Source organism: Mycobacterium sp. NPDC004974 (assembly GCF_053600815.1).
The window spans coordinates 54,751-67,184 of the sequence record NZ_JBSGAQ010000015.1; the positions used below are offsets into that span (position 1 = coordinate 54,751).

13 protein-coding genes are annotated in these 12,434 nt (G+C 67.5%); 10 read left to right on the plus strand and 3 right to left on the minus strand.

Annotated features, from left to right (window positions below):
- The first annotated feature begins 81 nt into the window (after window positions 1-81).
- The 4 genes from ACWEFV_RS26595 (at window position 82) to ACWEFV_RS26610 (ending at window position 5,482) form a co-directional block, all read left to right on the plus strand.
- Window positions 82-1,695 (plus strand): PucR family transcriptional regulator, encoded by a 1,614-nt coding sequence (locus ACWEFV_RS26595; RefSeq protein WP_450072356.1) that lies wholly within the window; start codon window positions 82-84, stop codon window positions 1,693-1,695.
- 123 nt (window positions 1,696-1,818) lie between these two features.
- Window positions 1,819-3,186, plus strand: coding sequence for a diaminopimelate decarboxylase (locus ACWEFV_RS26600; protein ID WP_450072357.1), 1,368 nt, complete (start codon window positions 1,819-1,821; stop codon window positions 3,184-3,186).
- A gap of 26 nt (window positions 3,187-3,212) precedes the next feature.
- Entirely contained in the window at window positions 3,213-4,625 is a 1,413-nt protein-coding gene (locus ACWEFV_RS26605) for an amino acid permease (RefSeq protein WP_450072358.1), read from the plus strand.
- The gene (locus ACWEFV_RS26610; protein ID WP_450072359.1) at window positions 4,622-5,482 is read left to right on the plus strand and encodes a serine hydrolase; all 861 of its coding nucleotides are present in this window, start codon (window positions 4,622-4,624) and stop codon (window positions 5,480-5,482) included. Before ACWEFV_RS26605 ends, ACWEFV_RS26610 begins: the two co-directional genes overlap by 4 nt.
- Here ACWEFV_RS26610 and ACWEFV_RS26615 read toward each other — a convergent pair.
- Both ACWEFV_RS26615 and ACWEFV_RS26620 read right to left on the minus strand, forming a co-directional pair.
- Complete coding sequence (locus ACWEFV_RS26615) at window positions 5,449-6,582, minus strand: ArsA family ATPase (RefSeq protein ID WP_450072360.1); 1,134 nt, start codon at window positions 6,580-6,582, stop codon at window positions 5,449-5,451. The two genes, ACWEFV_RS26610 and ACWEFV_RS26615, sit on opposite strands and share 34 nt — an antisense overlap.
- On the minus strand, window positions 6,582-7,613 hold the full coding sequence (locus tag ACWEFV_RS26620) for an ArsA family ATPase (protein ID WP_450072443.1): 1,032 nt from the start codon (window positions 7,611-7,613) through the stop codon (window positions 6,582-6,584). Before ACWEFV_RS26620 ends, ACWEFV_RS26615 begins: the two co-directional genes overlap by 1 nt.
- Before the next feature lie 44 nt (window positions 7,614-7,657).
- On the opposite strand from ACWEFV_RS26620, the gene ACWEFV_RS26625 reads away from it, so the two are divergent.
- From ACWEFV_RS26625 to ACWEFV_RS26635, 3 genes are read left to right on the plus strand one after another with little or no spacing between them, the layout of a single operon-like run.
- Window positions 7,658-7,819, plus strand: a complete 162-nt coding sequence (locus tag ACWEFV_RS26625; protein WP_018603531.1) for a DUF4177 domain-containing protein — start codon at window positions 7,658-7,660, stop codon at window positions 7,817-7,819.
- Entirely contained in the window at window positions 7,816-8,271 is a 456-nt protein-coding gene (locus ACWEFV_RS26630) for a RidA family protein (RefSeq protein WP_135459106.1), read from the plus strand. Before ACWEFV_RS26625 ends, ACWEFV_RS26630 begins: the two co-directional genes overlap by 4 nt.
- Window positions 8,268-9,053 (plus strand): MBL fold metallo-hydrolase, encoded by a 786-nt coding sequence (locus ACWEFV_RS26635; RefSeq protein ID WP_450072361.1) that lies wholly within the window; start codon window positions 8,268-8,270, stop codon window positions 9,051-9,053. The genes ACWEFV_RS26630 and ACWEFV_RS26635 overlap by 4 nt, the downstream gene beginning before the upstream one ends.
- 73 nt (window positions 9,054-9,126) lie before the next feature.
- Here ACWEFV_RS26635 and crp read toward each other — a convergent pair whose 3' ends face one another.
- Window positions 9,127-9,801 carry a cAMP-activated global transcriptional regulator CRP gene (gene crp / locus ACWEFV_RS26640; RefSeq protein WP_003883807.1) on the minus strand — a complete coding sequence of 225 codons (675 nt, stop codon included), beginning with the start codon at window positions 9,799-9,801 and terminating at the stop codon, window positions 9,127-9,129.
- Between the two features lie 507 nt (window positions 9,802-10,308).
- Between crp and nth the strand changes: the two genes are divergently transcribed.
- From nth to ACWEFV_RS26655, 3 genes are read left to right on the plus strand one after another with little or no spacing between them, the layout of a single operon-like run.
- Window positions 10,309-10,989, plus strand: coding sequence for an endonuclease III (nth, locus tag ACWEFV_RS26645; protein ID WP_167858201.1), 681 nt, complete (start codon window positions 10,309-10,311; stop codon window positions 10,987-10,989).
- Between the two features lie 6 nt (window positions 10,990-10,995).
- A complete protein-coding gene (locus ACWEFV_RS26650) occupies window positions 10,996-11,643 on the plus strand; it encodes a TlpA family protein disulfide reductase (RefSeq protein WP_450072362.1) in 648 nt (215 codons plus the stop codon).
- Between the two features lie 11 nt (window positions 11,644-11,654).
- Window positions 11,655-12,431 (plus strand): NUDIX hydrolase, encoded by a 777-nt coding sequence (locus ACWEFV_RS26655; protein ID WP_450072363.1) that lies wholly within the window; start codon window positions 11,655-11,657, stop codon window positions 12,429-12,431.
- Window positions 12,432-12,434 lie beyond the last annotated feature (3 nt).

Genomic DNA, 12,434 nt, shown 5'->3' on the forward strand with positions numbered 1-12,434 from the left:
TTACGCGGGCTCACTCGGCCCGCGCGCCAAAATGCAGCCGACGGTAGTGTTTTCGGTTGTGGCACATGGTAATCAGCAGCAGTGAGTGAGCCTGCCAGCGTTCTTCCGTTGTCGGCGATGGTTTCTGGTGCCGCCGGCATGCTGATACCGCTGCCTGCGGCGGAAACCGGCGACGATCCGTTGTTGAGCGACGTCGCCCTGCATGAGCCCGGCACCCCGGCGGACTACAGCGGCACCATCGTGTTCGTCAGCACTCGCGTCGAGGACCGCTTCGCGCTCGGGTCGTTGCTCGATGAGGTGGGAACCGCTGCGGCCGTTGTGCTTCCACCCGACGCGACAACCGACGTGTCGATGTTGCCCAGCCACTCCACCAGACTGTTCCGGCGTTCACCATGGGTGGGCTGGAGCGAGCTGTTCCGGGTCCTGGTCCGGCTGCTCGGTGCGGGCCGCATCGTCAGCCCGGCCCCGCAGGTGGACAACTTGCAGGCTCTGGCCCGGTGGATCAGCAGCCAGACCGGCGCTCCGGTGACGATCGAGGACCTGGATTCCAGAGTCCTGGCGTATGCCGTCGTCGGGCCGGGTGTCGACCCGATCCGGAACCAGACGATCCTGGGTGGTGCGGTACCCGCCTGGCGGGTCGAGCGGCTGATGTCCACCGGATTCCTGCCCGCGGTCTGGCGATCCGATGACGTGGTCGTGCGCAATGCCGAGGATGACGACCCGGCCCGCATGGTGGTCGCGATGAAATCCGGCACCGAAACGCTCGGCACGATCTGGGCGGCGTTGGACGACGACACCGATCGCGAAGAACTACGGCAGCTGCTGCTGCAGGTGCGTCAGACCGCCGCGGCGATGATGCTGCGAGAAGTCCACCGCGACCAATACGAACGCCGACTCCAGGAGTCGGCTCTGGTCGACCTGCTATCGCGCGGGGTGGACCCCGGAGTCCCGGCGGCGTTGCTCGGGCTGCAACCGGACAGCAGACACACCGTGGTCGCGCTGGGGTCCGATACTCCCGCGTCGCGCTCCCTGATGTTCCATGTTCAGGCCCTGCGGGCCGGCGCCCGGACAGCGCGGGTCGGGGACGATCTGTTCGTCGTGCTGCCGGTGCTGGACGACGAGTCCGCCGAGGCGGATCTGGCCGACAGCCTGTCGAGGCATTTGACCCGGGTTTCGGCTGCCCACGCCGGCCCGGTCGCGGTCGGTCCCGTCGTCGACGCCATCGCCTACTTGCGGAATTCCGCAATCGTCGCCCGTCAGGTCCTCGACGCAGCCGCACTCAGCGTCGCGCAACAGCCGCGCGACCAGCGGCCTGTGCTCACCGCTGCCGACGTGCAGGACGCGCTGACCCTGGTTCGGGCGGCCGATCTGCTCGATCCGATGACCGACACGATCACCGAACCGCTGTCTGCCCTGCGCCGGCACGACACCGACCACGGCACCGCGTTCATCGACACCGTCGCGGCCGTGCTCGACCACCCGGGCAATCTGAGCGGGGCGGCCCGGGACCTGGGCATCCACGCCAATTCGCTGCGGTACCGACTGGACCGGATCCGCGTGGTCTCCGGTATCGACCTGCACTCGGCGGCAGCCCGCCTCCGCACGTCCCTGGGGCTGCTGGTGTGGGAACGACGCGGTGAGGTCCGCGCCGCCCGCCCGCCCGTCGACATCGACAAAAATCGCGGATCCGGTTAGTGCAGTTCGGAGATACCGCCATCAGGGTCTCGGGGGCTTCCTCCGAATCCGACGAAGATCCGCGCGGAATTCCTCAGCCCGCATGGCTCTCCCCACCATGGGCTGTATTCATAGGGTTTATCTGTGATTGATGCACCACTGCGTACCGGGCAACCACTGCCGGATCCGGACACGCTCCTGCACCGGCGCGGCGAAATCGTGGCCGGTGTGGTTCGGCAGGGATTCATCGGCGACCTGCACCCGATGTGCGGAGTCATCGACCTGGACACCCTCGCTGAACTGATGCGGTCGCTGACCGAGGCCTACCCGTCGAGCATGCCGGCACTGCACACCATCGCGGCCAAGGCCATCACCCTGCGCCCGGTGCTCGCGCGGTTCGCCCAGGCGGGATTCGGATGCGAGGTGGCCAGCCCCGGTGAGCTCGAGCTGGCGCTGGCCGCGGGCTTCCCGGCAGAACGCATCGTGTTCGACTCTCCGGCCAAGACCACGACGGAGATAGAGCGGGCGCTCGCGCTGGGGGTGTCGTTCAACATCGACAACTTCGAGGAGCTGACGCGGGTCGATCAGACGATCGCCCGGGCGGCTGGGCATCGGTCGGTGATCGGGATGAGGCTGAATCCCCAGACCGGCGCCGGCACCATCGGCGCCATGAGCACGGCCACCACCACCTCCAAGTTCGGGATCGGGCTGGCCGACCATCGCGACGAAATCGTCGACGCCTTCGCGGACCGGCCGTGGTTGACCCAGCTGCACGTGCACAGTGGATCGCAGGGGATGAGCCTCGCGCACGCCGCCGAGGGCGTACGGCTGGTGGCCGAGCTCGCCGCCGAGATCACCGCGCGGGTCGGCTTCCGGCAGATTCAGCGGATCGACATCGGCGGAGGATTGCCGGTCAACTTCGAATCCGACGACATCACACCAAGTTTCGCCGATCACCGCGCCGCGTTGGAGGCTGCGGTACCGCAACTGTTCGACGGCACGTACGCCTTGGTGACCGAGTTCGGACGGGCGCTGACGGCCAAGGCCGGCACCATCGTCGCCCGGGTCGAGTACACGAAAGTCACCGGCGGCCGGCCGATCGCCATCACCCACGCCGGTGTGCAGGTGGCCACCCGTACGATCTTCGCGCCCGAGGCGTGGCCGTTGCGGGTCGAGATCTACGACCGGCAGGGGCGGCGCCGCGACGACGGTATGCGGGTACAGGATGTGGCCGGGCCCGCCTGCTTCTCCGGTGACATGATGGCCGTCGGCCGCGAATTGCCGTTCATTCGCGGGGGAGACCTGGTGGCTGTTCCGGATACCGGCGGCTACTACTTCTCCACTCACTTCTCGTACAACGCGCTGCCCCGACCCGCGGTGTACACCGTGGGGACCGACGCCGAGGGCGACCGACGCTGGTCGCTTGCCCGTCGGGCCCAGACGATCGAACAGATCGTCACCGAGGCCGGAGAACCGTCTCTTGTGCCGCGGCCTCTGCTCCCGTCCGCCTGACCCTCCGACTGATTGCGACCGCCCACATGCTCGAATCGACATCCCAGTCGTCCTCTACCGACGAACCCCGCTCCGGCCTGGCCAGGTCGCTGAAAACGCGACACATGACGATGATCGCGATCGGCGGTGCCATCGGAGCCGGGCTGTTCGTCGGTAGCGGTGCGGTCATCAAGACCGCCGGCCCCGCCGCGATCCTGTCCTACGTTCTGGCCGGCGCGCTGGTGTTGTGCACCCTGCGCATGCTGGGCGAGATGGTGGTCGCAAAGCCGCGGACCGGTGCGTTCGCCGACTACGCCCGGATGGGCATCGGGCCCTGGGCGGGCTTCACCCTCGGCTGGTTGTACTGGTACTACTACGTGATCATCATCGCGGTGGAAGCCGTTGCCGGGGCGAAGATCCTGTCCGTCTGGGTCGGTTTGCCGCTGTGGATCATGGCCATGCTGTTGATGGCCGTGATGACCGTGACCAACCTGATCTCGGTGCGGTGGTTCGGTGAATTCGAGTTCTGGTTCTCCGGCATCAAGGTCGCCGCCATCGTGTCCTTCATCGTGCTGGGCTTGCTGTGGGTCCTGGGGTTGTGGCCGGGCGATACCAGCGGACTGAGCAATCTGGTGTCCCACGGCGGCTTCGCGCCCAACGGCGTCGGGGCGATCCTGGGCGCCGTGGTGGTGGTGATCTTCGCCTTCGGTGGAGCCGAAATCGTCACCATCGCAGCCGCGGAGAGCGCCGAGCCGGCGAAGTCGGTGGCCAGGGCCACCACCGGAGTCATCTGGCGGATCATCCTGTTCTACGTCGGGTCGATCTTCCTCGTCGTGTGCATCCTGCCGTGGAACGACGCATCCGTGCTGTCCAGCCCGTATGTGGCCGCGCTGGACAAACTGGAGATTCCCGGTGCCGGCGCGATCATGAACTTCGTCATCCTCACCGCGGTGCTCTCGGTGCTGAACTCTTCGATCTACACGTCCTCGCGCATGCTGCGGGTCCTCGCGTCACACGGCGACGCGCCGGAGTGGTTGGTGCGCACCAACTCCCGCGGCGTACCGACTCGGGCCGTACTGGCCAGCACGGTCATCGGCTGGATCTCCGTGGTGCTCGCCTACATCGCTCCCGATTCACTGTTCCTGTTCCTGGTGAACTCGTGCGGCGTGGTCGCGATCTTCATGTACGTCATGATCGGCATCTCCGAACTGCGGGTACGCCGGGCCATCGAACGTGAAGACCCGTCCAAGCTGACGCTGAAGATGTGGTTCTTCCCGTATCTGACCATCGTGGTGATCGCGTGTTTCGTCCTGGTGCTGCTGGCCATGCTCTTCGACGTCGATCAGCGCGTCCAGCTGCTGGCCAGCGTGGTTAGCCTCGTCGTGGTCGTGGTGGCCTACGTCCTGCGCAAGCGGTTCGGGCGGGTGCCCGTCGACGCCGAGGTCGCCGAACTGGCATGAGCGGCTTCTTCTCCCGGGCCTCGTCCTGGCTGGCCGGCGCGGCGACCTGGTCGGCCCGCGTCACGGACCTCAACACCGGCCAGACCTTGTGGGAGCACACTCCGGACCGCGTGCTCAAGACGGCGAGTGTGGGGAAGGTCTTCCTGCTGGCCGAGGTGGCACGCCGGTTCGACGACGTGACCCTGAACCCCGGTGAAGTCGTCGCCGCCACAGCCGAGGACCAGGTGGCGGATTCCGGCATCCTCTATCTCCTGCGGCAGCAGGACCACCGGATCGATGACCTATGCCTGCTGATCGGTGCGGTCAGCGACAACATGGCCACCAACATGCTGCTTCGCCGGCTGGGGCTCGACGAGGTGCAGCGCGCCACCCGCGACCTCGGGTTCACCGCCAGCGGGTTGCGGGACCGGGTGCGGCTGAACCGATCCCAGGATGATCCGCTCACCCTCTCAACGGGCAGCGCCGCAGAACTGTGCGACTTCGTCGGACGTCTGCACGCGGGTGACATCCACGGCGCCGCGGCGTCCGAGCGGGTGCGGCGATGGCTCGGCGTCAACACCGATCTGTCCATGGTGGCGCGGGCATTCGGCCTGGACCCACTGGCCCACACCGAGCCCGACGCCGGCTTCGAACTCTGGAACAAGACCGGGACCATCTCCGATGCGCGCATCGACATCGGATGCGTCGGGCACCCTGCGAGCGGGCGCCGGGTGGGCTACGCCGTCCTGGCGAACTGGGCCTGGGGTGAGGACCATCGCGATCCCTGTCTGGAGGCGATGGGGCTGCTGGGCAACGAGATCCGCCGATATCTGGAGGATGCCGGTCAGGCGGCGTCGGCCGCTTCTCCGGTGATCTGATCGGCGATCGCCCGCAGCGCTTCGAGATCGGATACATCGAACGGCAGCGACGGCACGCCGACGATCGCCACATGCGGGTTGGCGCCGGTGAACCGCGACAGCAGTCGGATCTCACGCTTGGCGGTGTGTGCCCGCTCGGCGTGGATGCGCAGCACTGCTGCGGTCAGCGATTCCGGATCCTGCGCCGCCAACTCGTCAGCGGCTTCCTCGGCCTTCTCGGCATGCAGATCGCACAGCGTGGGGTGGGTGCGGTTGAGGATCAGCCCGGCCAGCGGCATGTGCTCGGTCGACAGCCGATCGACGAAGAACGAAGCCTCACGCAGGGCATCAGGCTCGGCTGCCGACACCACCACGAACTGGGTGCCGCGCCGCTTGAGCAATTCGTAGGTGCGGTCGGCCTTCTCGCGGAACCCGCCGAACGTGGCATCCAGTGACTGCACGAAACCTGCCGCGTCGGAAAGCATTTGCGACCCCAGTACGGTGGACAGGGCCTTCATGGCCAGCCCGACGGCGCCGGTGACCAACCGCCCGATGCCGCGTCCCGGCGCCAGCAGCATCCGCCACAGCCGGCTGTCCATGAAGCTGCCCAACCGCTTCGGCGCGTCGAGGAAGTCCAGGGCGTTGCGCGACGGCGGGGTGTCCACCACCACCAGATCCCACTTGTCCTCGGCCAGCAACTGGCCGAGTTTCTCCATCGCCATGTACTCCTGCGTGCCCGCCAGCGACGTCGCCACGGTTTGGTAGAACTGGTTCTCCAGAATGCTGTCGGCGCGGTCCGACCCGGAGTACTGCACCACCATCTCGTCGAAGGTGCGGCGCATGTCCAGCATCATCGCGTGCAGTTCACCGGTGACCTCGGGAGCCAGCGGGACCCGCTGCGGGGTGTTGCCGAGATCCTTGATGCCCAGCGCCTGGGCCAGCCGCTTGGCCGGATCGATGGTGAGCACCACGACGGTGCGGCCGTATTCGGCGGCCCGCAGCGCCATCGCGGCCGCGGTGGTGGTTTTGCCGACTCCGCCTGCGCCGCAACAGACTACGACGCGGTTGGCGGTGTCGGACAGGATGGCGTGCATGTCAAGGGTGGGCGGTTTCGTGCTCACTATCGGACCCCCTGCTGTTCGAGTGCTTCGGCGAGTTCATACAGGCTGCCCAGATCGACACCGTCGGCCAGCGCCGGCAGCTCCAGGCGGGGTACATCGATGGCGTCGAGTAGTTCGGCACTCTCGGCGCGGGCCGCGATCCGGGTGGCATGCTGGATCGATTCGGTGAGCAGGCCGGCGAAGTCGTTGTCCGCCAAGGTGATTCCAGCCTTTTCCAGGTCGGCGCGGACGGCATCGGCGTCGATGTCGCCCTCGGCGGCCTTGGCCAGATCCTCGGCGGGTAGGTAGGCCGGGATGTTGCGGTTGACGATGACGCTCCCGATCGGCAGGCCCATCTCGGTGAGCTCGTCGATCGCCTCCAGCGTCTCCTGGATCGGAAGTGCCTCCAGCAGCGTCACCAGGTGAATGGCGGTCTGCTCGGAGTGCAGCAGCTTGACCACGCCATCGGCCTGGGAGTGCACCGGGCCGCCCTTGGCCAGGTCGGAGACCGCCTTGGTGACATCCAGGAACCGCGAAATACGGCCGGTGGGAGGAGAATCCACCACCACAGCGTCATAGACGCCGCGCTTGCCCTTGGCGTCCTTGGCGGTCCGTGTCACGATCTCTTTGATCTTGCCGGTGAGCAGCACGTCGCGCAGACCCGGCGCGATGGTGGTGGCGAACTCGATGGCCCCGATGCGGCGCATCGCCCGGCCGGCCAGCCCGAGGTTGTAGAACATGTCGAGGTATTCCAGGAACGCGGCCTCGATGTCGATCGCGAGTGCGTTGACCTGACCGCCTCCGTCGGCCGTGGCGACCTTGACCTCCTCGTACGGCAGCGGCGGCACGTCGAACAGCTGCGCGATGCCCTGGCGCTCCTCGACCTCGACCAGCAGCACCTTGCGGCCGCCGGCCGCCAAGGCCAGGGCCAGGGCCGCAGCGACGGTGGACTTGCCGGTGCCGCCCTTACCCGATACGAAATGCAGCCGGGCCTTGGTCAGCCGCGACGGCCAGCCGACGTGTTTGGCGCCGCTCTCAGTGGTTGCCACCAGTGCATGCTAACCAAGCCTGAGCGTCCGACCGATAAGCTCAGCCCATGAGCGAACCAACCCGGTGGGAGTACGCCACGGTGCCGTTGTTGACCCATGCCACCAAACAGATTCTCGACCAGTGGGGACATGACGGCTGGGAGCTGGTCTCGGTGCTGCCCGGCCCGACCGGCGAACAGCATGTCGCCTACCTGAAGCGGCCGAAGTGACCGTGAGCGGACGGCTGGCCGAACTCGGGATCGAACTGCCCGACGTGGTCGCGCCGCTGGCCGCCTACGTGCCCGCGGTCCGGACCGGCAACCTGGTCTACACCGCTGGTCAACTGCCGATCCAGGGCGGCGAGCTGCAGGCCACCGGCAAGGTCGGCGCCGAGGTCAGCCCCGAGCAGGGCGCGGAGCTCGCCCGGATCTGCGGACTCAACGCGCTGGCAGCGGTGCACGCGTTGGTGGGCATCGACTCCGTCGTCAGGATCGTCAAAGTGACCGGGTTCGTCGCCTCCGCGCCCGGGTTCAGCGGGCAGCCTGGCGTCATCAACGGCGCCTCGGAGTTGTTCGGTGAGATCTTCGGTGAAGCAGGCGCTCACGCGCGTTCAGCCGTTGGCGTGTCGGAACTGCCGCGCAACGCGCCGGTCGAAGTCGAGATCATCGTCGAAACCGTGTGAGTGCCAGCGTGACCCAACACCCGGCCTACGGGCTGCTGAGGCCCGTGACCGGATCGGCCTCGGTCCTGCTGTGTGACAACCCTGGGCTCATGACCCTGGAGGGCACCAACACGTGGGTGCTGCGCGGCCCTGGTAGCGACGAGATGGTCGTCGTGGACCCCGGGCCCGACGATGAGGCGCACATCGCCCGCATCGCCGAACTGGGCACCGTCGCGCTGGTGTTGATCAGTCACAAGCACGAGGACCACACCGGCGGAATCGACAAGCTCGTTGAGTTGACCGGCGCCACCGTCCGGTCAGTCGGCAGCGGTTTCCTGCGTGGCCTGGGCGGCCCGTTGACCGACGGCGAGGTGATCGACGCCGCGGGCTTGCGGATCAAGGTGATGGCCACCCCGGGGCACACCGTGGATTCACTGTCGTTCGTGCTCGACGACGCCGTGTTGACCGCGGACACCGTGCTGGGCCGCGGCACCACCGTCATCGACACCGAGGACGGCAGCCTGCGCGACTATCTGGAATCCCTGCACCGGCTGCAAGGTCTCGGCGCCCGCACGGTGCTTCCCGGGCACGGACCGGACCTTCCCGATCTTCAGGCGGTGACCGCGATGTACCTGGCCCACCGCGAGGAGCGGTTGGACCAGGTACGGGCAGCGCTGAGAGAACTCGGGGACGACGCCGGGGCGCGACAGGTCGTCGAGCACGTCTACACCGACGTCGACCAGAAACTCTGGGATGCCGCCGAGAAGAGCGTCCAAGCTCAACTTGATTACCTGCGGAGCTGAGTAAACGCCGAAACGGTATTCCGGCAGCCGATTGCTCGAACGAATGCTGCCGGAATACCGTTTCGCGGAAAAACTAGCGGGCGCGCCGCGCCAACCTTTCAGAGTCGCTGATCAGCACGCTCTTGCCCTCCAGCCGGATCCAGCCGCGGTGGGCGAAATCGGCCAGTGCCTTGTTGACGGTCTCGCGGGACGCGCCGACGAGCTGGGCGATCTCTTCCTGCGTCAGGTCGTGCGTGACGCGCAGCGCCCCGCCCTCCTGGGTTCCGAACCGCTGGGCCAGCTGCAGCAGCTGCTTGGCCACCCGGCCGGGAACGTCGGTGAAGATCAGATCGGCCAGGTTGTTGTTGGTGCGACGCAGACGGCGTGCGAGCACGCGCAGCAGCTGCTCCGCGATCTCGGGACGGTCGGCGATCCACGCGCGCAGCGCGTCACGGTCCATCGACACCGCGCGCACCTCGGTGATGGTGGTGGCGCTCGAGGTACGAGGCCCCGGGTCGAAGATCGACAGCTCGCCGAACATGTCCGACGGACCCATGATGGTCAGCAGGTTCTCGCGACCGTCCGGTGACCGGCGGCCGATTTTCACCTTGCCGGAAATGATGATGTACAGGCGGTCGCCGGGCTCGCCCTCGGCGAAGACTGTATGCCCGCGCGGGAAGTCGACGGGCTGCAACTGCTTCGTCAGCGCCGACACGGCGGTCGGTTCGACGCCCTGGAAGATTCCGGCCCTGGCCAGGATCTCGTCCACGTTGCCCCTTAAGCTATTGGGTGTGTTGTCCTCTTACTGATACTTCCTGCTCAGTCTAGAGGTACGCGGTTTCGCGACTAGCCCACGCTACACACGATTGACAGGTCGAGACGCAGGAAACCCGGTATTGATGGCCTGCGGCTCGTAGTACCGCGTCGGCAAACGCTCACTATCGAGGTCGATGATCACCGGCTTGACCCGTGGTATCACGGCCGCCGCCGGGCCCGGTTCTCGGTCCAACCCCGATTCGAGTCGCTCGAGCCCGAACGCCGCCAGCATGAGCAACCCCGGGATGAGCGCTACCAGCAACCACGACACAAGGCAGTAGTTAACACGGCGCAGGTCTCAGCGGGGTCACGAATCATCACCGGTCCGCGCCACGGTATGTCCGTCGAGGTCAGTACGCTGACTGTCGTGACTGCGGCTGCCGCCCCAACAGGGAAAACGCGCCGGTCCAAGAAGTGGGACACCGAAACCCACCTGGGCCTGGTGCGTCGGGCTCGACGGATGAATCGTGAACTGGCCCGAGCATTTCCGCATGTCTACTGCGAGCTGGACTTCACCAACCCGCTGGAGTTGGCGGTGGCGACCATCCTGTCGGCGCAGAGCACTGACAAACGGGTGAACCTGACCACCCCGGCCCTGTTCAAGAAGTACCGCACGGCGCTGGACTACGCGCAGGCCGATCGCACCGAGATGGAGGAGCTGATCCGGCCGACCGGTTTCTACCGGAACAAGGCCAACTCGCTGATCCGGCTCGGCCAGGAGCTCGTGGCCCGGTTCGACGGCCAGGTGCCCGACAACATCGAAGACCTGGTGACTCTGCCGGGGGTGGGGCGCAAGACGGCCAACGTCATCCTGGGTAATGCCTTCGACATCCCCGGGATCACCGTCGACACGCACTTCGGGCGGCTGGTGCGGCGCTGGCGCTGGACGACCGAGGAGGATCCGGTCAAGGTCGAGTTCGCGATCGGTGAGCTCATCGAACGCAAGGAATGGACCCTGCTGAGCCACCGGGTGATCTTCCACGGGCGCCGGGTCTGCCACGCCCGCAAGCCCGCGTGCGGGGTGTGTGTGCTGGCCAAGGACTGCCCGTCGTTCGGGCTCGGGCCCACGGATCCGGAGACCGCCGCGGCCCTGGTCAAGGGTCCCGAGACCGAGCATCTGCTGGCGCTGGCCGGGCTGTGAACCCAGATGAGTAGATCGGCCCGCTGGACCGTGGTGGTCCTGGTGGTCTTGGTGGCGCTGGGTACCGCGCTCTGGATGGAATTGCGCGACGAGCCGGCACCGCAGGCCGGGGCGGGGCAGTCCACCTCCCGTGATCACCGCGACGCCGATACCCCCGAGGCCCTCGCCGGGCCCCGGGCCCGCGCGGATCTGCCGCCGTGCCCGGGCCCCGGGACCGGAGAGGGTCCGGAAGCCTTGCGCGGCATCACCCTGGACTGCGCAGGTGACGGGAAGCCCGTCGACGTGGCGTCCGCGCTCGCGGGCCGGACCGTGGTGCTCAACCTGTGGGCCTACTGGTGCGGGCCGTGCGCCGACGAGTTGCCGGCGATGGCCGAATACCAACGCCGGGTCGGTGACGATGTGCTGGTGGTGACCGTGCACCAGGACGAGAACGAGACCGCGGCGCTGGTGCGGCTGGCCGAACTCGGAGTGCGGCTGCCGACGCTGCAGGACGGCCGGCGGCTGGTCGCGGCCGCGCTCAAGGTGCCCAACGTCATGCCTGCGACGGTGGTACTGCGCGCGGACGGTAGCGTGGCCGGGACCCTGCCCCGCTCGTTCGTCAGCGCCGACGAGATCGCGGCGGCGGTCGACGAGAAGATCCGCTCTAGCCGATAGGAGCACCCGGGGTGAGATCGACGCGCGACGGGCTGTTCCCGGATGCCGCCCCGGCATGGCTCAAGCCACTGGTCGACAACCTCGACCGGGTGCCCGACGCCTATCGCCGGCGGGTGCCCCCGGACGTACTGGCCGGCATCGTCGAAGCCAACAACCAAGCCGCCCAGGCCGGCGCTCTGCGCGACGCCGCGGTGCTGGTGCTGTTCTCGGGCCCGCCCGAGGGTGCACCCCCACTCCTTCCCGAGGATGCCGACCTGCTGGTGACGGTCCGCGCCTCGACACTGCGCCACCACGCCGGCCAGGCCGCGTTCCCCGGCGGCGCCACCGATCCCGGCGACCAGGGCCCCGTCGGCACGGCTTTCCGCGAGGCGTGGGAGGAGACCGGCATCGACACCAGCCGGCTGTACCCACTGGCCACTCTGGAGAAGATGTTCATCCCGCCGTCGGGGTTCCACGTGGTCCCGGTGCTGGCGTACTCACCCGACCCGGGCCCGGTGGCCGTCGTCGACGAATCCGAGACCGCCGTCGTGGCACGGGTTCCGGTGCGGGCCTTCATCAATCCGGAGAACCGGATCATGGTGTGCCGGGAAGCCAGCACCAGTCGGTTCGCCGGGCCGGCCTTTCTCCTCAACGAGATGCTGGTGTGGGGTTTCACCGGCCAGGTCATCTCGGCGATCCTCGACGTCGCGGGCTGGGCCAAGCCCTGGAACACCGAGGACGTCCGCGGACTCGATGACGCAATGGCCCTCGTCGGGCATGACAACGGTTACGGTGAAGCCCCATGTTGAAGT

Coding starts and splice junctions, on each gene's coding strand:
- ACWEFV_RS26650 (WP_450072362.1), top strand. CDS start 10,996: ATGAGTAGATCGGCCCGCTGGACCGTGGTGGTCCTGGTGGTCTTGGTG.
- ACWEFV_RS26625 (WP_018603531.1), top strand. CDS start 7,658: ATGAGCGAACCAACCCGGTGGGAGTACGCCACGGTGCCGTTGTTGACC.
- ACWEFV_RS26610 (WP_450072359.1), top strand. CDS start 4,622: ATGAGCGGCTTCTTCTCCCGGGCCTCGTCCTGGCTGGCCGGCGCGGCG.
- ACWEFV_RS26605 (WP_450072358.1), top strand. CDS start 3,213: ATGCTCGAATCGACATCCCAGTCGTCCTCTACCGACGAACCCCGCTCC.
- nth (WP_167858201.1), top strand. CDS start 10,309: ATGAATCGTGAACTGGCCCGAGCATTTCCGCATGTCTACTGCGAGCTG.